At 51.0% G+C, this 19,370-nt stretch carries 16 protein-coding genes; 3 read left to right on the top strand and 13 right to left on the bottom strand.

Annotated features, from left to right (window positions below; genetic code table 11):
- Positions 1-33 precede the first annotated feature (33 nt).
- The 3 genes from cysN to cysG are packed head-to-tail and all read right to left on the bottom strand — an operon-like array spanning position 34 to position 3,816.
- Positions 34-1,458 carry a sulfate adenylyltransferase subunit CysN gene (gene cysN, locus BZG81_RS02395; protein WP_077676651.1) on the bottom strand — a complete coding sequence of 475 codons (1,425 nt, stop codon included), beginning with the start codon at positions 1,456-1,458 and terminating at the stop codon, positions 34-36.
- A 9-nt stretch (positions 1,459-1,467) separates the two neighbouring features.
- On the bottom strand, positions 1,468-2,376 hold the full coding sequence (cysD, locus tag BZG81_RS02390) for a sulfate adenylyltransferase subunit CysD (protein WP_077459989.1): 909 nt from the start codon (positions 2,374-2,376) through the stop codon (positions 1,468-1,470).
- 12 nt (positions 2,377-2,388) lie between these two features.
- On the bottom strand, positions 2,389-3,816 hold the full coding sequence (cysG, locus tag BZG81_RS02385; protein WP_077676650.1) for a siroheme synthase CysG: 1,428 nt from the start codon (positions 3,814-3,816) through the stop codon (positions 2,389-2,391).
- Between the two features lie 288 nt (positions 3,817-4,104).
- Between cysG and cpdB the strand changes: the two genes are divergently transcribed.
- Together cpdB and BZG81_RS02375 are read left to right on the top strand one after the other, a co-directional pair.
- Positions 4,105-6,069: a 2',3'-cyclic-nucleotide 2'-phosphodiesterase gene (gene cpdB / locus BZG81_RS02380; RefSeq protein ID WP_077459991.1), complete on the top strand. Its 1,965-nt coding sequence runs from the start codon at positions 4,105-4,107 to the stop codon at positions 6,067-6,069.
- Positions 6,070-6,153: 84 nt separating this feature from the next.
- Positions 6,154-6,621 (top strand): GNAT family N-acetyltransferase, encoded by a 468-nt coding sequence (locus BZG81_RS02375; protein ID WP_077676649.1) that lies wholly within the window; start codon positions 6,154-6,156, stop codon positions 6,619-6,621.
- 56 nt (positions 6,622-6,677) lie between these two features.
- Here the strand turns inward: BZG81_RS02375 and BZG81_RS02370 are convergent, their stop codons facing one another.
- Together BZG81_RS02370 and BZG81_RS02365 are read right to left on the bottom strand one after the other, a co-directional pair.
- On the bottom strand, positions 6,678-8,309 hold the full coding sequence (locus BZG81_RS02370; RefSeq protein WP_077676648.1) for a methyl-accepting chemotaxis protein: 1,632 nt from the start codon (positions 8,307-8,309) through the stop codon (positions 6,678-6,680).
- 406 nt (positions 8,310-8,715) lie between these two features.
- The gene (locus tag BZG81_RS02365) at positions 8,716-9,372 is read right to left on the bottom strand and encodes a LysM-like peptidoglycan-binding domain-containing protein (protein WP_198533618.1); all 657 of its coding nucleotides are present in this window, start codon (positions 9,370-9,372) and stop codon (positions 8,716-8,718) included.
- A gap of 125 nt (positions 9,373-9,497) precedes the next feature.
- Here BZG81_RS02365 and BZG81_RS02360 point away from each other — a divergent pair, with 125 nt between their 5' ends.
- On the top strand, positions 9,498-10,118 hold the full coding sequence (locus BZG81_RS02360; RefSeq protein ID WP_021023517.1) for an FKBP-type peptidyl-prolyl cis-trans isomerase: 621 nt from the start codon (positions 9,498-9,500) through the stop codon (positions 10,116-10,118).
- Positions 10,119-10,181: 63 nt separating this feature from the next.
- On the opposite strand, the gene alr is transcribed toward BZG81_RS02360, so the two are convergent.
- The 8 genes from alr to pspG form a co-directional block, all read right to left on the bottom strand.
- A complete protein-coding gene (gene alr, locus BZG81_RS02355) occupies positions 10,182-11,417 on the bottom strand; it encodes an alanine racemase (protein WP_077676646.1) in 1,236 nt (411 codons plus the stop codon).
- 265 nt (positions 11,418-11,682) lie between these two features.
- Positions 11,683-12,462: a phosphoadenylyl-sulfate reductase gene (locus BZG81_RS02350; protein WP_077676645.1), complete on the bottom strand. Its 780-nt coding sequence runs from the start codon at positions 12,460-12,462 to the stop codon at positions 11,683-11,685.
- The gene (gene cysI, locus BZG81_RS02345) at positions 12,455-14,170 is read right to left on the bottom strand and encodes an assimilatory sulfite reductase (NADPH) hemoprotein subunit (protein WP_077676644.1); all 1,716 of its coding nucleotides are present in this window, start codon (positions 14,168-14,170) and stop codon (positions 12,455-12,457) included. Before cysI ends, BZG81_RS02350 begins: the two co-directional genes overlap by 8 nt.
- Entirely contained in the window at positions 14,170-15,978 is a 1,809-nt protein-coding gene (locus tag BZG81_RS02340) for an assimilatory sulfite reductase (NADPH) flavoprotein subunit (RefSeq protein WP_077676643.1), read from the bottom strand. Before BZG81_RS02340 ends, cysI begins: the two co-directional genes overlap by 1 nt.
- 141 nt (positions 15,979-16,119) lie before the next feature.
- On the bottom strand, positions 16,120-16,347 hold the full coding sequence (locus BZG81_RS02335) for a hypothetical protein (protein ID WP_021023512.1): 228 nt from the start codon (positions 16,345-16,347) through the stop codon (positions 16,120-16,122).
- Positions 16,348-16,488: 141 nt separating this feature from the next.
- On the bottom strand, positions 16,489-17,997 hold the full coding sequence (exaC, locus tag BZG81_RS02330; protein WP_077676642.1) for an acetaldehyde dehydrogenase ExaC: 1,509 nt from the start codon (positions 17,995-17,997) through the stop codon (positions 16,489-16,491).
- 213 nt (positions 17,998-18,210) lie between these two features.
- Positions 18,211-18,864 (bottom strand): TIGR04219 family outer membrane beta-barrel protein, encoded by a 654-nt coding sequence (locus BZG81_RS02325; protein WP_077676641.1) that lies wholly within the window; start codon positions 18,862-18,864, stop codon positions 18,211-18,213.
- A gap of 161 nt (positions 18,865-19,025) precedes the next feature.
- On the bottom strand, positions 19,026-19,289 hold the full coding sequence (pspG, locus tag BZG81_RS02320) for an envelope stress response protein PspG (RefSeq protein WP_077460001.1): 264 nt from the start codon (positions 19,287-19,289) through the stop codon (positions 19,026-19,028).
- Positions 19,290-19,370: the final 81 nt, after the last annotated feature.

Here is a 19,370-nt window from a genome sequence, read left to right as displayed (position 1 = left end):
CCGATATAGGGCTTATTAACACTCAGGTATTATCTATCCCAGCTGACCAAGATCCCGCGCTTGCCAATGCGGAAAGTGCTTGCGGATAAGCTGGTTTAATTCAAGCTCAAACGCTGAAAACGACGAGGTGGTTAGTGGCTGCGTCTCAGCGACATGACGAATCATGCCCGCGCCGACCGTCACATTGGTGAGACGGTCAATCAGGATAAAGCCACCGGTATTCGGACTATCGTGATAGGTATCTAGCGGCACCGCTTCGCTCAGGGTCAAGGTGCAACGACCTATGCCATTGAGCGGCAAGGTGTCTGCGTCATGGGTGTTAAGCGTATTAACATCGACCCCATACGACAGTGCCTCAACCTGCGCTGAAGTTTTCTTGCTGGCCAACTGAATGTCGTATTCGCGCCCCGGTGCCAGTGGGGTTTGCGTCATCCACACCACGTCGGCGTCAAATCGTTGACCCACCGCCACGTCATCATCCGCTCGCACCAAGAGATCGCCACGCGAGATATCAATTTCTTTATCTAAAGTGAGGGTGACCGCTTGACCGCTAAAGGCGAATTCACGATCACCGTCAAAGGTGACGATGCGCGCGATCTTCGCGGTAAGCCCAGAAGGGAGTACCTTAACCTCATCGCCCACATGCAACTCGCCACTGGCAAGGGTGCCTGCATAGCCACGGAAGTTCAGATCCGGTCGATTGACATACTGCACCGGAAAACGGAACGCGCCCGTCCCGCGTGATTTTTCAATGTCGATGGCTTCTAGCTGGCTGAGTAGCGGCTCGCCTTGATACCACGCCATCGCGTCACTGGCATTGACCACGTTGTCGCCTTCCAGTGCCGACAAAGGCACCATAGACACTGACAAGCCGGGGTTGAGCTGATCGGCAAATGCCAGATACTGCTCTTGAATTTCATTAAACCGGGCTTGGCTATATGCCACCAAATCCATCTTGTTTACCGCTACCACAAAATGCTGAATACCCAGCAAGTTAGCAATGTACGAATGACGGCGGGTCTGATCCAAGATGCCGTGACGGGCGTCGATTAAGATCACCGCTACATCACAGGTCGACGCGCCGGTAGCCATATTACGGGTGTACTGCTCATGGCCTGGGGTATCGGCGATAATAAACTTACGCTTGGCGGTGGAGAAATACCGGTACGCCACATCAATGGTGATCCCCTGCTCGCGCTCGGCTTGCAGGCCGTCTACCAGTAGCGCCAGATCCGGTTTCTCCCCCGTGGTACCGACACGCTGGCTGTCGGCATGGACAGCAGCAAGCTGATCTTCATAGATCTGTTGCGAGTCGTGCAGCAAGCGGCCAATCAAGGTCGATTTACCGTCATCGACCGAGCCACAGGTCAAAAAGCGCAATAAACTTTTGTGTTGGTGCTGTTGCAGATAACCCTCAATACCCAGATCGGCCACCTGTTGTTGAATTGCTGGATTCATAACTGCTCCTTAGAAATAACCCTGACGCTTCTTGCGCTCCATGGATCCGGACTGATCGTGGTCGATCGCCCGCCCTTGCCGTTCACTTGAGGTAGCGACCAACATCTCTTCGATGATCTCTGGCAAAGTGGTCGCAGTGGATTCAATCGCCCCGGTAAGCGGGTAACAGCCCAGCGTGCGGAAACGTACCGATTTATGCATCACGGTTTCCTCAGGCCCAATCGGCATCCGCGCATCATCGACCATGTACAAGGTGCCCTCACGCTCCACCACCGGGTGTTCAGCCGCCAAATAAAGCGGGACAATATCGATATTTTCCAGATAGATGTATTGCCAGATATCGAGCTCAGTCCAGTTAGAGAGCGGAAACACACGAATGCTCTCGCCCGGGTTCACTTGGCCGTTGTAGTTGCGCCACAGCTCTGGCCGTTGATTTTTCGGATCCCAGCGGTGGTTCTTATCGCGAAACGAATAGACGCGCTCTTTGGCGCGGGATTTTTCTTCATCTCGACGCGCGCCGCCAAACGCCGCATCAAACTTATGTTGATCCAGCGCCTGCTTCAGCGCTTGGGTTTTCATGATGTCGGTGTGCTTGTCGGAGCCGTGATCAAAAGGATTAATCCCCTGTGCTATTCCTTCTGGATTTTTGTGCACAATCAGATCTAGCCCCAGCTCTTTAGCGGTGCGATCGCGAAAGGTAATCATGTCGCGAAACTTCCAATCGGTATCGACATGCAACAGCGGAAACGGGATCTTACCGGGGTAAAAGGCTTTGCGTGCTAAATGCAGCATCACCGACGAATCTTTACCAATTGAATACAGCATCACGGGGTTATCAAACTCCGCTGCGACTTCCCGCAGTATATGAATGCTCTCGGCTTCCAACTGCTGGAGGTGAGTCAGTGTTTTTGCGTCCATCTTCATTATCCTTTAAGCGAAGTTAACCACAGCGGTTGGCGCTTGCGTGGGATCAGCATCGGTTGCCACATTATTATCACCAAACCAAGTCAACTGACCGGCGAGGGCCGCGACTTCGCCTACCACGATTAGGGCTGGCGACGCCGCTTGCTCAGCCAGCGACGGTAAGTTGTTGAGTTGACCGGTAAAGACTTTTTGCTCTGGGCGGGTGCCGTTTTCAATCACCGCCACCGGCGTCTCCGGTGAACGGCCATGAGCCAAAAGCTGGCTTTGAATGTGGGCCGACTTCATTAGCCCCATGTAGATCACCAAGGTTTGCTGCGCGCGTGCCAAGGTGGCCCATTCCAGAGTGTCTTGTTCTTTTTTCAAATGGCCGGTAATAAACAGCGCCGTTTGAGCGTGATCGCGATGGGTTAGCGGAATACCGGCATACGCCGTTGCCCCTGCAGCGGCGGTGATACCAGGCACCACTTGAAACGAGACACCGGCGTTGGCCAGTGTTTGTAACTCCTCGCCACCACGGCCAAACATGAACGGATCGCCCCCTTTTAAGCGCACTACCCGTTTTCCTGCTTGGGCATGCTCCACCAATAAACGATTGATGTCGTCTTGGCTCACACTGTGGTAGCTCGCCCGTTTGCCCACGCAAACCAGCTCTGCATCTCGGCGACACAACTCCATAATCGGCTCAGCGACTAAGTAGTCGTATAACACCACATCGGCTTGCTGCATCAATTGCAACGCGCGCAAGGTCAATAGCCCAGGATCCCCTGGCCCAGCGCCAATCAAGGCCACTTCGCCTTGGGTGGTGATTTGTCCACTAAGCTGTTCAAGCGCCTGCTCGGCTTGCTGGTGTTTGCCCGCCGCGACTAAATCAGCAAACCGGCCACTAAAAGCGGCTTCCCAGAATTTACGCCGCCCCGTTAAGGTCGGAATGCGTGCTTTCAGTTTGTCGCGAAACGCGCCCGCCATCGCTGCCATTTTGCCGATATGTTGGGGGACCAAGGTTTCAATTTTTTCACGTAGCATCCGTGCCAATACCGGTGCTTTACCGCCCGACGAGATAGCAATGATAATGGGGGAGCGATCAACCAAAGAAGGGACAATAAAGCTACATTTAGGGGTGTCATCGACGACATTGACCAAAATATTGCGGCTGTCAGCGGCCGTGGAGACCAGCTCGTTGACGAGGGCATTATCGGTCGCCGCAATTGCCAGCATGTTTCCATCCAGGTGTTCGGGACGAAACGCCTCGCGCAACACCCTCAACTTTCCTTGCGCTTGCGCCTCTTCAATTTCACGGTCGACCTCAGGGGCCACTAAGGTGACCGCCGCCCCGACTTTGAGTAGCATGCGGGTTTTTCGCCATGCCACTTCGCCGCCGCCCACCACGAGGCAAGGACGATGTTTGAGCTGAGCAAAAAGAGGAAGATAATCCATGATCGCGCATTTCCTTGATGACAATACCGCCACTATATCGCTCCACAACTATTACCTGAAATTCTATAAATTCATTTTTTATTCTTTTTAGTGCTTTAGGAGGGAGTGGAATGGGTAAGGCATCGGGTCAATAAAACAATGACTGCGATCGCAAAGCGCTCAATTGCCGCCTCAGAGCCTTGAAACGGTTCGATAAAGCCGATCAAGCGCACAGCTTCATATGAATGATAAACGGCATAATTCAATTGCTTGATAACTAACGCACACTTTTCACTTGGAGATCCTGTTATGCGTTTGCTCCCTTCTGCTGTCGCCACCGCGGTGGTTGCTGGTCTGTTTGCCGCATCTGGCAGTGCCTTTGCCGATACCATCAACCTGCGTGTGATTGAAACCACCGATATTCATACTAATGTGATGGATTACGACTACTACAAAAACAAGCCGTCACAAAAAATCGGTTTGGTCCGCGCCGCGACCGTGGTCAAACAAGCTCGCGATGAAGCACAAAACGCGCTATTGGTCGATAACGGTGACCTGATCCAAGGCAGTCCAATGGGCGATTACATGGCGAGCAAAGGTATCCAACCTGGCGAAGTGCACCCAGTGTACAAAGCGATGAACTTGCTCAATTATGAAGTGGGAAACATCGGTAACCATGAATTCAACTATGGCTTGGCCTTTTTAAAAGAGTCAATCAACGACGCTAACTTCCCGTACATCAACGCCAACGTGTTTGATGCCGATAGCGGCGAGCACTACTTCGACCCGTATTTAATTAAAGAATACCAACTCAAAGATGAAGACGGTGATAGCCACACCATCAAAGTCGGTTACATCGGCTTTGTCCCGCCGCAGATCATGACTTGGGATAAAGCCAATCTCGAAGGAAAGGTGATCGCCAAAGACATTAAACAAACCGCAGAAAAGTTAGTGCCGGAAATGAAAGCCAAAGGGGCCGATGTGGTCGTGGCTATTCCTCACTCAGGTATTTCACAAGCGCCTTATAAAGCGATGGCAGAAGATTCTGTGTATTACCTCACGGATGTCGACGGCATTGATGCCATTGCCTTTGGTCATTCACATGCCGTCTTCCCTGGAGAAGACTTCGCCAATATTCCCGGTGCGGATATCGATAAAGGCACGATCAATGGTGTGGCCAGTGTGATGGCCGGCCGCTGGGGCAGCCATGTCGGTGTGATAGATCTGGCGCTCGAGCAAGTCGATGGTCAATGGCAAGTCACCGACAGTCAGGCTCAGGCGCGTCCGATTTTTGATCAGGCGAATAACAAGGCCTTAGTCGAGGCCGATGAAGCTTTGCTTAAGGCTGTGGAGTCAGACCATAAAGCCACACAAGATTTCGTCAATCAGCCAATTGGTCAAGCTAATGATGTGATGTATTCCTACTTGGCCCTGCTTCAAGACGATCCGACCGTACAAATCGTTAACCTCGCACAGCAAGACTATGTCGAGCGCATGATTCAAGGGGACCCTGACTTAGCCGATCTGCCGGTGCTGTCTGCCGCCGCGCCTTTTAAAGCCGGTGGTCGCAAAAACGATCCGAGCAACTTTACCGAAGTGGAGGCGGGCCAACTGACGTTCCGTAACGCCGCCGATCTTTATCTGTACCCGAATACCTTGGTGGCACTGAAAGTCTCTGGTGCCGAGCTTACCCAATGGCTAGAGTGCAGTGCCGGCCAGTTTAACCAAATCGATCCCAACACAGAGCAGCCCCAGTCACTGGTGAACTGGGATGGATTCCGCACCTATAACTTTGATGTCATTGACGGTGTCGAGTATCAGATTGATATCACCAAGCCTGCCCGCTACGACGGAGATTGCAATGAGGTCAATCCAGACGCGTCGCGAATCATCAACCTGACCTATCAAGGTGAGCCGGTTGACCCTGAGCAAACCTTCCTGATAGCGACCAACAATTACCGTGCTTATAGTGGTAAGTTCCCAGGCACCGGCAGCGACCATATCGCCTTTGCCGCGCCGGATGAAAACCGTACCGTGGTCGCCAACTACATCAGCCGTGTGAGTCAAGAAGAAGGCCAAGTCACAGTGAGTGCGGATAACAACTGGTCCATCGCGCCTATCGAAGGCGACGCTGTGGTCAGCTTTGAAACCTCACCAAGCGAGAAAGCGGCGCAATTTATCGAGCAAAAAGGCCAATGGTCAATGCGCCGCCAAGGCACTGATGAAGTGGGATTTGGCGTTTATCATGTTGATTTAAGCCAGCCTCGTCAGTAGCTGGTTAACGACACCCAATAAATAGCTTTTGAATACCGCAGCCTGTCTGCGGTATTTTTTTACTTTCCCCTTTGGAGTTTTGGTATGGATTGGCAAATCGTGACATTTGACGCGCTTGATACGCGCACCTTATTCACACTGATGAAATTACGGGTAGATGTGTTTGTAGTGGAACAAGTCTGTGCCTACCCAGAGCTTGATGCGCTCGACACCGCGCCAGAGACGCTGCATTTAATGGGCTGGCTGAATGGCGAGCTGGCGGCTTATGCCCGTGTGCTGGCACCAGGTGCAAGTTACTCAGGCGCCAGCATTGGCCGTGTGATCGTTGCGCCCGCTCACCGAAACGGTCAATGGGGGCATCAATTGGTTCGCCACGCGATTCAGGCTTGCCAGCAACATTGGCCACATGATGATATTGAGATTGGCGCACAAACACATTTACAGCGATTTTATCAAACCCATGGCTTTTCGGCGTTTTCCGACGCCTACTTAGAAGATGGGATCCCCCATATTGATATGCGTTTATCGGTGAGTGACGCATCCGCCGTTTAAAGCAAAAAATCCCGCTGAATCAGCGGGATTTTGTTTTCATCTATTGGCGGTAAGACCTATTTGGTTAGACGGAAGCGCTGCATGGTCGTTTGCAGTGATTGCGCCAACTGGCTGAGCTCGCTACAGGCTTGTGCGGTTTGATCAGCACCGCCAGCGACTTCTTGTGACGAATCATTGATGCGCTCGATGTTACGGCTTAGCTCATCCGCTACCGAGTCTTGCTCGCCACAGGCACTGGCAATTTGCATGCCCATATCAGCGATGTTTTCAACCGAGGTTTCAATCCCACGCACCAGCTGTTGAGCCTGGTCGCCCTGCTCTACGCATTGCTCAATGCTCTCACAGCTTTGCGTGGTGGCATTGCGCGCTTGCGTGGCGTGTTGCTGCAGTTTTTCGATGATGGTGGTGATTTCGCCCGTTGAGTCTTGGGTACGGCCCGCTAAGGTACGCACTTCATCGGCCACCACCGCAAAGCCACGGCCCGATTCACCGGCACGCGCTGCTTCAATCGCCGCGTTCAACGCCAGTAAGTTGGTTTGCTCGGCAATATCACGAATAACATCCACCACCATGTTGATTTGTTTCGACTGCTGATCGAGCTCACTCACGGTATTGCCCGTTTGACGCATGTCCTCTGCTACTTTGCGAATCGATGCCACCATGCCATCGATGTCTTGCGCCCCCATACGGGACTGCTCGCTCGCTTCGTTGGCGGCGGTGGATGAGCTTTCAGTATTCTGCGCCACGTCGGCAACGGTTGCCTTCATTTGTGCCATCGCGGTCGCCACTTGCGACACCTCATGTTGCTGGTTTTGCATCCCAGTCGAAGTTTGGCTCGAGACTGCACTGACTTCTTCGACTGCACTGCTCAATTGGGTGACCGCGGCAATGACTTCTTCAATCAGCGTGCGCAGACTGTCTTGCATCGCCATGCTCGAGTCCGCCAATTTACCCATTTCATCATTACCAATCTGGCTGCGATCCAATTGATAACTTAAATCTCCTTTGGCGATTGCAGAAGACTGCTCCATCACTAAGCGCAACGGACTGATGATCGCTCGAGTGAACACCACTGCCACCACAATCATAAAGGCGATCACTGCAAGCAGTACCCCAATAATGGTCATACTCACAGTAGAAACTTGGCTTAGCATGGAGGCGCGGTTTTTACCAATAAAGCCTTGCATCAACTCAGACATTTCCGTTAAGGACTTATCTAACTGTCCGAAGGTACCAAACGACTTAGATAAAATTTGTTGTGCTGCGGTCAGTTGCCCGTCTTCAACACGGTCAGGAAAAGCACTTAGCTCTTGATTATATTTGTCCCAATTGTTCTGGATACGACTGAAAATGGCTTTTTCATCATCGTACCAAAGGCTTTCTTGGTAGGCGTCGAGAGCACGGCTATAATCGCGCTTCATAACATCGATCTCGCCTAAGATTTCACGTCGTTCTGCCGGATCACTAAAGGTAAGAACCGCATACTGATCCTGACGAATACGAACGATTTCTTCGCTAAGTCGTTCGATCTCAAGCACTGCGGGAAGGGTGTCGTCAGTAAAGTTCAGCATATTATCGCGCATGCCGCTGACTTGGGTGAAGATGTAAAACCCAAAGATCACGACAGCAATACCAATGAGGGAAAAAGCCGCGGTAAACTTTTTGCCAATAGATAGATTTTTCAACATGGAAAAGCGAGTCCTCAACAAATTAGTGATTAGCGTGTTAATGCCTAGACATCCATGTTGAGGCGGGCTTGCGTGTCTGTCCTACACAGCGGCGCGAATACTAGCACAAAAAATAACCAAAGTGTGATGAAAGACTCATTATTTTCGTAAAAAGTATGTCATACAACACTGGCTTGTTTGGCAGGCATTCACACCCTTAACCGCAATTTGTCCCTTTTCCGCCTCAATGATGCAATGTATCCAGCCGTATTGACTGATTTATAAAAAATAGCTTAAAAATCGTGCTGCAGCGACTTTAATCACAAAATTGCGCAAAAAACAGACAGAGTAAGGACTATAAAAGACAGGGAAGAGACCGAAAGCACCACCTATCAATGCCTTCGGTTAGATTGACGGTTTCAAGAAACTAACGTTGACGGGCAAAACCGCCATCAGAAAGGCGAAAATACAGTGCGGATTGACCTTTCTCCGTTTCGATCTGCAATATATCTAGCGCGCCACTGGATGTCCGTTTAAAACGAATCCATTGGCCAGGCTGAATGCGACTGATAGGTTTGCCTTCACCTTCAATATTGGCAATCGAATACAAGTCCGTTAAGGCGAGATCGTAGCGTCGGAACACTTTGGCCAAGGTATCACCAGACTCAATTTGATGACGTGTCCAAGCGCTCTCTTCTGCGGTTGAGGCCTTCTGTGACGTCGCAGAGTCAGCCACTGACGATGCGTTTTGTGACGCTGTTGACGATGGAGCTGTTGACGATGATAACGAACGGCTCGCATCTGGATTGATCGCAACCGGCTGTCGCGCCTGGCGCACAGGTTTATCCGATGACGACTCAGGCGGCGTAGAGCTAGGAAGTAAGGCCAATACCACAACGACGGGAACCAGGATCATCAACAGTCGCCGGTGGAGACGAGGCAGGTGGCGCCACGCGTGTTGTATTCGCGTTAGCATCGCACTGTGACGACTTAACGTCGCCGCTTGCTCTAAAACAGTGGTGAGTTTGTCTCCACCTTTCGCACGCAGTTTATCCCAGAGCGCTCGTATTGCTATTAACTTCATTGCCACTCCGCGCATATATTGTTGTTTTGTCCTCACATTGGACGCCTTTTTGGCACAAAAGTTTACCCACGAATCCATCACCTGTTATCCTTTCACACTTTATTGACCCACAAAAGAGAGACGTTATGTCTGACGTACAACTGGAAACCGTCGAACAGAAGGCCAGCTATGGCATCGGCCTACAAATGGGCCAACAACTTGCGGGCAGTGGCCTTGAAGGTTTAAACGTCGATGCGATTGCCAAAGGCATCAGCACGGCCTTAGCTGGCGAAATGCCAGAGATCGAAATTGATGACATTAATAACGCATTGCGTGAGCTTCACACAAAAGCGGAAGAAGTTCGTCAAGAAGCTGCAAAAGCACAAGCCGCAGAAGGCGATACTTTCTTGGCTGATAATGCCAAACGTGATGAAGTGACGGTAACCGAATCAGGCCTACAGTACGAAGTGCTGGTACAAGGCGACGGTGACATCCCAACCAGCGATAAGCAGGTACGTGTGCACTATCATGGCCAACTGATCGATGGCAGCGTTTTTGATAGCTCAGTTACGCGTGGCGAACCGGTCGAGTTCCCAGTGACTGGCGTGATTAAAGGTTGGGTGGAAGCCCTGCAAATGATGCCAGTTGGCTCTAAGTGGAAACTGTATGTACCACAAGATCTGGCCTACGGCGAGCGTGGTGCTGGCGCAGCAATCCCGCCATTTGCTGCATTAGTATTTGAAGTAGAGTTGCTTGATATCCTGTAAAACGGATCAGCGCTTGAATAACAAGCAAAGCGATGCCAATCGGCATCGCTTTTTTTGTACTGATTACTGCACGTATTCACGTGGGTTGACCGCGCCCCACCAGCTGTATATCTCAGGGAAGATCACATCCGCACTCGATTCATATTCTTCAGCGCCAATGGTCTCCTCCCCTTGCTGACCAAAGAGCACCACTTCATCGTTTGGCATCACTTGATCCGCAATCTCGGTAATATCGACCATAATGGTGTTCATGGATGAAACACCGACCACGGGGGCTCGGTGACCTTGAATCAAGACATCAGCATTGTTGCCCATTTTACGTGGCACACCATCCGAATACCCCACCGGCAGGTTCGCCAACACCGAATCACGCTTTAGCGTATAGGTACTGTCATACCCCACGGTGCTGCCTTCAGGCAAGTGATGCACAGAGGCCACTTTAGTTTTAAAGCTCATGATCGGTGGCAGTTCACGGTTAGTGGGCTGATCGCCATACAAGGCGCCTCCCGGACGAACCATATCAAGATGGCCTTCAGGAACATTCAGGGTCACAAAAGAATTCGCCGCGTGCAGCAATACGTCTTCACGTTGAAGCCCAGCTTCCTCTATTAGCCATTCGCTGTTCGCAGTAAACTGTCCTAACTTGCTACGAACATACTCCGCTTCATAGTTAGGAAAGTGAGTCATGATACCGACGACGTTAAAGCGTGGGTCGGTAGCGATATCCACCGCAACTTGTTTGCCAGATTCCTCGTTCATCTCAATACCATTACGCCCCATACCTCCGGCATTAAAGGCCATATGGACCGGAATGGTAATATCATGCTTGTCGGCTAACTCACGCATTTGCTCGGCTTGCTCTGCCGAGCCAATGAGCTCTTGCATGTTCAATGCTAATGCACTTTCCATTTCCTGCAAGGTCGCGGTCCGTACACGCATAATCTCGCCGGTAAAGCCGCCTTCGCGCAACGTCCGAGCTTCTTCATTACTGGCAATACCAACACAGTCGATACCACTTGCAATCACGGTGGGCAATAAGCCTGCAATACCATTGCCATAGGCATCCGCTTTCATGACGGCACAGATTTTCGTCCCTTCACTGACTTGCTGTTGAACACGTTGAATATTGTTAGCAAAAGTGGCCGTGTTCACTTCCAGCCAGCCGTTGCCGTGCCCCATATAACGCTGGTTAGCATCAGACGTGGAGGGAGCTGCTGATGTATAGTCAATGATAGCCGGGGCGCCAATGGCAACGACACCGGCGACGGCAAGCGCGACTAAAGATAGTTTTTTGTTCATAAGATTCACTGTTGGTCACATTAATGGCGCATCCGTGACACGTTGCGAATAAAAGTATTAGGCTCTTATTCACTGCCTCCTAGCTTTACCCGCTATTTATAGCACAAAACACGCCACGGCTGATGAGTTACTCAGTTAAAGAGTAGACAAACTCAGTGAAATTGAACAAAAAAATGCCACCACAAGGTGACACTATTTAAGGGCCGAGAGTTAGTTACATTCTTTCTCGGCGGGGCTATTCTCGACGAGGCTATTCCCGACGGGGCTATATCCCCGAACCATCATTTAAGTCGTCCTCATGCAAGCCGCACTCGCGTTTGAGACCAAAAAACCGTGTTTGCTCTTCACGCATGCCCGGTTCTAACCGCTGGGTGGTATGAACATCCCCCACCGACACATAGCCTTTTTCGCGCAATGGATGATAAGGCAAGTCATGCTCGCGCAGGTAGTCATCGACCTGTTGGTTCGACCAATCAATCACAGGCAAGAACTTAAACACCCCATGCTGGACACTGAGTATCGGCAAATTAGCACGCGAGTCAGATTGACCTCGGCGGAGCCCAGAAAACCAGGTCCCGGCTTTTAGCTCTCGCAGCGCACGCTTCATCGGCTCAACTTTGTTGATTTGATTATATTGGCTGATCCCCTCCACGCCTTGCTCCCAGAGTTGGCCGTAACGCGCTTCTTGCCACGCGGGGGAAAGCTCAGCACGATAGACGCGCAAATCCAAGTTAAGCCGTGCAGTTAAGGTATCGATAAACCGGTAAGTCTCGGCAAATAAGTAGCCCGTGTCGGTTAAGATCACCGGAATGTCCGATTTCACCTGACTCACTAAATGAAGCATAAGCGCCGCCTGTACACCAAAGCTGGACGACAGAACACATTGCCCTTCGAGGTGCTCCAGTGCCCAGGCCACACGCTCAGGGGCCGAAAGTGACTCCAATGTGGCATTGACCTCCGCCAATGCCAAGGCTTGCTGGCTTTTATTCATTGCGGCAATGTCAGCCAAGGCTAACGTCGCATTAGGTTGAACGGTTTCAAGCATAAAAATCCCTCTTAGATACATGCACGGGGGCAATCACCTCGCGGCGGATCAAGAAATCACCAAAGTGCTCACCCGCTTCACGCTCCGTTGCCCAGCGACCAATTAATTGATCCAATTCTTCAAGGATCTGACGATCGGTGATGTTCTCTTTGTACATTTTGGGGATTCGGGTACCTTCCCAATTTCCGCCTAAATGCAGGTTATAGCGCCCTGGCGCTTTGCCGACCAAACCCACTTCTGCCAGCATCGCGCGGCCGCAACCATTGGGACAGCCGGTCACTCGTAAAACAATCGGATCGTTTTCTACTTGGTGTTTTTTCTGAATCGCTTCCACTTCGGTGACAAAATCGGGAAGAAAGCGCTCCGCTTCTGCCATGGCAAGTGGACAGGTTGGGAAGGAAACACACGCCATCGAATTCGTGCGCTGTACACTGTGCGCATCATCAATTAACCGATAACGACGCGCTAACGCCTCAATCTGGTCTTTTTGCGCTTCCGGGATCCCGGCAATGATCAGGTTTTGGTTGGCGGTCATACGAAAATCGCCTTGGTGTACCTTGGCGATCTCTGCCATGCCGGTTTTGAGCGGCTTTTCTGGTGTATCACGCAAGCGGCCATTTTCGATAAATAGGGCGAGGTGGTATTTACCGTCAATCCCTTTGGTCCAGCCCAAGCGATCACCGCGACCAGTAAAGCTATAAGGCCGGCTTGGCGCAAATGTTACACCAGCACGCTTTTCCACTTCCGCTTTGAATACATCCGCGCCAACACGATCAAGGGTATATTTGGTTTTCGCATTTTTACGGTTCGAACGGTTTCCCCAATCACGTTGGGTGGTAACCACGGCCTCAGCAATCTTCAACGTATGTTCAAGCGGAATAAAACCAAAATCATCTGCGCGGCGCGGGTAGGTGTTGGTGTCACCATGGGTCATCGCCAGCCCACCCCCGACTAAGACGTTAAAGCCGATCAGCTGTCCTTGTTCGGCGATGGCGACAAAGTTAAGGTCGTTGGCGTGCACATCCACGTCGTTTTGTGGCGGGATCACCACCGTGGTTTTGAACTTACGCGGCAAGTAACGCTCACCCAAAATCGGCTCTTTATCTTGGCTGCCTTCGACTTTTTCACCATCGAGCCAAATCTCTGCGTAAGCGCGAGTTTTAGGCAGCAAGTGCTCGCTGATGCGTTTTGCCCAATCATAGGCTTGCTGATGGAGCTCGGACTCCACTGGGTTGGAGGTACACAGCACATTACGGTTCACATCCCCAGCAGTAGCAATCGAGTCAATACCATATTCATGCAAGGTCTGATGCATGAGCTTGATGTTAGGCTTTAGGACACCATGAAACTGAAAAGTTTGTCGCGTGGTCAGGCGAATGCTGCCATAGAGCGAGCTTTCGCGGGCAAACTTGTCAATCGCTAACCATTGCTCAGGGGTAATGATCCCGCCCGGCATCCGCGCGCGTAACATCACGTTATGCAGTGGCTCCAATTTTTGTTTTTGCCGCTCCGCGCGAATATCGCGATCATCTTGCTGATACATGCCGTGAAAACGGATCAGCTGGAAATTATCATCGGTAAAACCACCCGTAATAGGATCCTGCAAGTCGTGATCAATGGTGCCACGCAAATAATCACTGTCTTTTTTTAGCCGTTCATTATCGGCCAGTGGGCCCAGTGTATCGCCCGCAAATTTCTGCTCACTCATTAGTACACATCCCTTTGATAGCGCTTATCTTTGCGCAATTCGTTAATAAAGGCTTCGGCTTGCTCACGGCTTTGCTGACCCTGTGTTTGGGCAATCTCGATTAACGCTTCATGGACATCTTTCGCCATTTGGTTAGCATCGCCACACACATAGAGGTAGGCACCGTTTGATAGCCATTGCCATACCGCTTCAGCGCGTTCGCGTAACCGATGCTGGACATACACTTTCTCTGCCTGATCACGGCTAAAGGCCACATCCATCCGCGTGAGTAGGCCAGATTTAAGGTATTGCTGCCATTCAACCTGATAGAGAAAATCATCAGTAAAGGTGCGATCACCAAAGAACAACCAGTTGTCACCTTGTGCTTCCCGTTGCTCTCGCTCTTGCAAGAAGGCGCGGAAGGGCGCAATACCGGTGCCTGGGCCAATCATAATGATCGGGGTGGCATCGTTATCAGGAAGCTTAAAGTTATCGTTATGCTCAACAAACACTTTTACTGTCTCCGCTTTCGCCGCGCGGTGGGCGAGAAAGCTCGATGCGCCGCCTTGGCGTGACGCTCCACTCTCATGCTGATACTCCATCAGCCCGACGGTGAGGTGCACTTCGTCTTCTACTTCTGCCTGGCTGGAAGCAATTGAGTACAAACGCGGGGTAAGCCGGCGCAATATCGATTGAAATTGCTCGACATTGAGAGTGACATCGGCCAGCGTCAATGCATCAATGAGCTGAGTGCGATTGGCAAACTCACGCAGTGCAGCTTTGTCTTCCGTCAAGGCGGTGAGTGTGTCGCTTTCCGACAACGCCGCCAGCGCAGTGATCTGCTGCGGGTTAGAAGCGGTGATTTCATAGTCAGTGATCAGCGCCTCGCGCAACGAAACGGCACTGCCATCCACCGCTACCGACTCGTCACCACTCAGTCCTACTTGGGCTAAAATGGCATCGGCTAATACAGAATCGTTTTGATACCACACCCCCAAGGCATCGCCCGGTTGGTATTGAATGCCGGACTCATCCAGATCGAATTCAATGTGGTAAACCGCTTTATCTGACCCACGTCCAGTAATACGCTGACAGGTGAGTAGTTCGGCTGTGTAAGGAGACTGCTTAGTATATTTAGCGTGCGAGGTGGCTTGATGGAGTGGCACCACTTGCGCGTCCCCGCTGGCCTGAAATTGTTGCTTGACCTCGGCTAAGGTTTGCTCGCGCCAGGCACTGGCTGTGGCTTCATAATCCACATCGCAATCAAGACGGGCGACCATGGGCTTAGCGCCGAGTTTTTGTAAAAAGGCGTCAAAATCTTTACCTGTTTGGCAAAAGTACTCGTAACTCGAGTCTCCTAAGCTCAAAACGGCGTAGTGAAGATGGTCAAGCTTAGGCGCTTTTTTAGATTGTAAAAATTCATGCAGCTCAATGGCATTATCAGGCGGCTCGCCTTCACCATTGGTGGAAGCCACTATCACCAAGTGGGTTTCTTTGCCCAGCTGCTTGCCTTTATAGTTATCGGTCGCAACCAACTTGGCTGGGATCCCTGCTGCCTCGGCCTCTTGATGCAACGCCTCCGCCACGCCTTTGGCATTACCCGTTTGCGAGGCATACAGAATAGTCAGGGTGTGGTTGGGCGCGGCACTGGTTTGTGGCATGGTCTTGGGTGCCACCGCTTCACCGGCAGGTGTTTGGCTTAACCCCCAAAAATAACCACTGATCCAGGCCAGCTGCTGCGGTGACAACTCCGCCACCGCTTGTTGCAACTGGCCGATTTGCTGATCATTAAGCGGGCTGGTTAACCCGGAGAGATCCTTGAGTAACATGGTGACGACATTCCTTGCTAACATTGCGTAAATGCTAGCGTAACCTCACCAGTTAATAACAATAAAGAATAGATGTGAATGTTTTATAACTTTTTGTAAGATCCCATGTGTAGAAAGGAGTGCTTAAGCGGGGTCGCGGGATTAGTCGATAATGCGCACTTGCTGAAAACCAATCTCTAATGCATTCAAGGTCGCTTGATCGATATCGAGAAAACACTGCTCAACGCCGTCGGCATTCGTCAATGCCATCAAGCCTCCCGCAGCATGGCGGCATTCAACCACCCATCCTTCATTATCTAACGACGGCTCAACAAGCGCTTCAATCAAAAGCTGTTGGCGGTATAACGCACGGAGTTGTTCGGCTGTCATCGTCATTTGCCTATCGATAAAATCCACATCTTGAATTGAGCTTAGTATCAGATAGACGAGGGTGCCATGCATGGCCTTAACGTAAAACAGAGTTAGCGTGGTGCGGCATAGTCGCCGCACCGGATATCGAGATATGCTAGCTTAGAAAAAGCCTAAAGGATTAATGTCATAGCTCACCAATAAATTTTTTGTTTGTTGGTAATGACCCAACATCATTTTATGATTTTCACGGCCAATTCCCGATTTTTTATAGCCACCAAACGCCGCATGCGCCGGATAGAGGTGATAGCAGTTGGTCCACACACGTCCCGCCTCAATCGCGCGACCGACCCGATAGGCGCGGTTCATATCTCGCGTCCACAACCCCGCCCCTAAGCCATACTCGGTGTGGTTGGCAATCGCCAAGGCTTCGGCTTCATCTTTAAAGGTGGTCACCCCTATCACAGGACCAAAAATCTCTTCTTGGAACACACGCATGTCATTGTGCCCTTGCAGTAATGTCGGCTGCACGTAATAGCCGCCACCCAGGTCTTTATGGCTGCCCCCGATTAATACTTTGGCTCCCTCTTCCTGTCCAACTTTCAAATAATTCATGATCTTATCGAACTGCTCGTCAGACGCTTGGGCGCCCACCTGGGTCTCGGTATCGAGCGGATTTCCTTGTTTGATCATCCCGGCGCGCTCAATCACTTTTTCAATAAACGCATCGTAAATGCTCTCTTGAATCAATGCGCGTGATGGACAGGTGCAGACCTCGCCTTGGTTGAAAAAGCCTAACAACAAGCCTTCGACCGCTTTATTGATATAGGCCTCCTCTTGCTGCATCACATCTTCAAAATAGATATTGGGCGATTTACCACCAAGCTCAACGGTTGAAGGGATCAGGTTTTCTGCCGCACAGCGCAGAATATGGTGTCCCACCGGAGTGGAGCCAGTAAACGCTAACTTGGCAATCCTTGGTGACGTGGCGAGAGCTTGCCCGGCTTCAGCGCCATAACCATTGACTACGTTAACGACCCCGGCCGGTAGCAGATCACCAATCAACTCCATCAGCAGCAAGATGGTCGTCGGCGTTTGCTCCGCCGGCTTGAGCACCACACAGTTTCCCGCCGCCAGTGCTGGTGCGAGTTTCCATGACGCCATCAGCAAAGGGAAGTTCCACGGAATAATTTGCCCCACCACACCCAGTGGTTCATGAATATGATAAGCAACGGTCCCTGCATCCAGCTCCGCCGCAGTGCCTTCTTGGGCGCGAATACAACCGGCAAAGTAACGGAAGTGATCAGCACAAAGCGGAATATCAGCCGCCAAGGTCTCACGTACGGCTTTTCCGTTTTCCCATGTTTCTGCCACCGCGAGCATCTCAAGATTAGCTTCAATCCGGTCGGCAATTTTTAACAAAACATTCGCACGGTCAGTGACGGAGGTTTTTCCCCACGCATCTTTCGCGCCATGGGCAGCATCCAATGCCAGATCCACGTCTTCGGCGCTCGAGCGCGGTATCTCTGCTAGGATTTCACCGGTACAGGGCGAGGTATTAGCAAAATACTGCCCTTTCACGGGTGGAACCCATTCACCTCCAATAAAATTTTGATAGCGTGATTTAAAACTTACCACTGACCCTTCTGTTCCTGGCTTTGCGTAAATCATACTCTTTCCTTATTCCGTGTTTGAGTCGATGGCGGAGCACGTACTGCCCTCTCCTTGCCGTTATGACTCAAAAATCGTGGCAGAGTTTTTTATTGCTGGATATTAGGCGAAAGTCGCAGTGAGACATATGCAACAGAGTTGGGAAAAAACAGGAAGGCATTAAAAAACCGCGCAGACGCGCGGTTTAGGGCATAAGGCTGATAAAAAGCAAGATTAAAAGTCTAATTCTGCACCGACAAAGAAACCGGTCAGATCAAGCTCGCCTTTGTTATTATCAAAATAATCGAAATCGTGGTCAATCATCCGATAGCCGCCACGCACATTCAAATCTGCGGCGACCAAGCCCAGTTGGTAAATAAGGCCCGCCTCGGCATCTAAGGTGCTGGTGCCATCAAATTCGCCTTTGCTTACGGTGGCAAACACATTTAACGGCGTGCCTATCAAGCCAACGCGCGCATCGACATACAGGTTTGGCTGCCATTCGTCGAAGCTCTGCCCTTGGAACTTACCAGATTGAAAACGCTGTAAATTAACACCGGCATCCACAGATACAAGATCGTTATCGAGAAACTCGTAATACGCCACGAAGTCGATTTGGTCAAAATCAACTTTCCCCGTACGCGCCCCATCAACACTCACCGAGGTTTGACGGATCTTGGCATTCGGGATTAACGGAAGCGGGTGCTCGAGTGCCGCATAATAAGAACCCGCTGTGCTGGCATCATCGGCTTCTACATTGTTGACATCAGCATCCATAAACCAGGCATCGGCGCCGACTTTTCCCCCGGCAAGGGTTGCTGCTTGAGAGGGCATGGCCAGTAGCGCGGTAAACGCTGCGGCGGCAAGCGTCATTGAAGTGGTTTTCATGAAAGTCTCCACATTGTCGATAAAAAAGTGTCGTCACGCGGAGGCGGCAAAGCCATGCCTTGTCGCCGGTAACTGATAATGATAGCAAGCTTTGTGCCGAGAAGAAGCCAAAAACAACTTATGCTGTCCGTTTGCTGTGCACACGCGCAAGTTTTCACGCTCTAGCGGCGACGGAATCGTGCCCAGCGCTTTTCATTGATGATCACTTCAGGCTCACGTTTACGGCTGCGACGTTGACGTTTGACTAACCAAACTACCAAAGCAATGACTAAAAGCCATGGCAGTAGCTTGAGCAGCGTACCGATCATCCCGGCCAACATCATCACAGCAAAACCCGCGAGCATCGCCAATACCATGCCCATAATGCTGACTCCGGTCATGAATAACACCACCGCAAAGCCAATCAGAAAAAGTAGTTCGATCATTACGATCTCCTTGTCTTGATAGCGAGACAGACTCTGCAGGTTTTAAGCCAATTTGTCACTCTATATATTCTCATTATTTCA

Origin of the sequence: Salinivibrio sp. MA607 (assembly GCF_001996245.1) — a bacterium.
GTDB classification, from domain to species: Bacteria; Pseudomonadota; Gammaproteobacteria; order Enterobacterales; family Vibrionaceae; genus Salinivibrio; species Salinivibrio costicola.
This window is presented reverse-complemented; position numbering and strand designations above follow the sequence as displayed.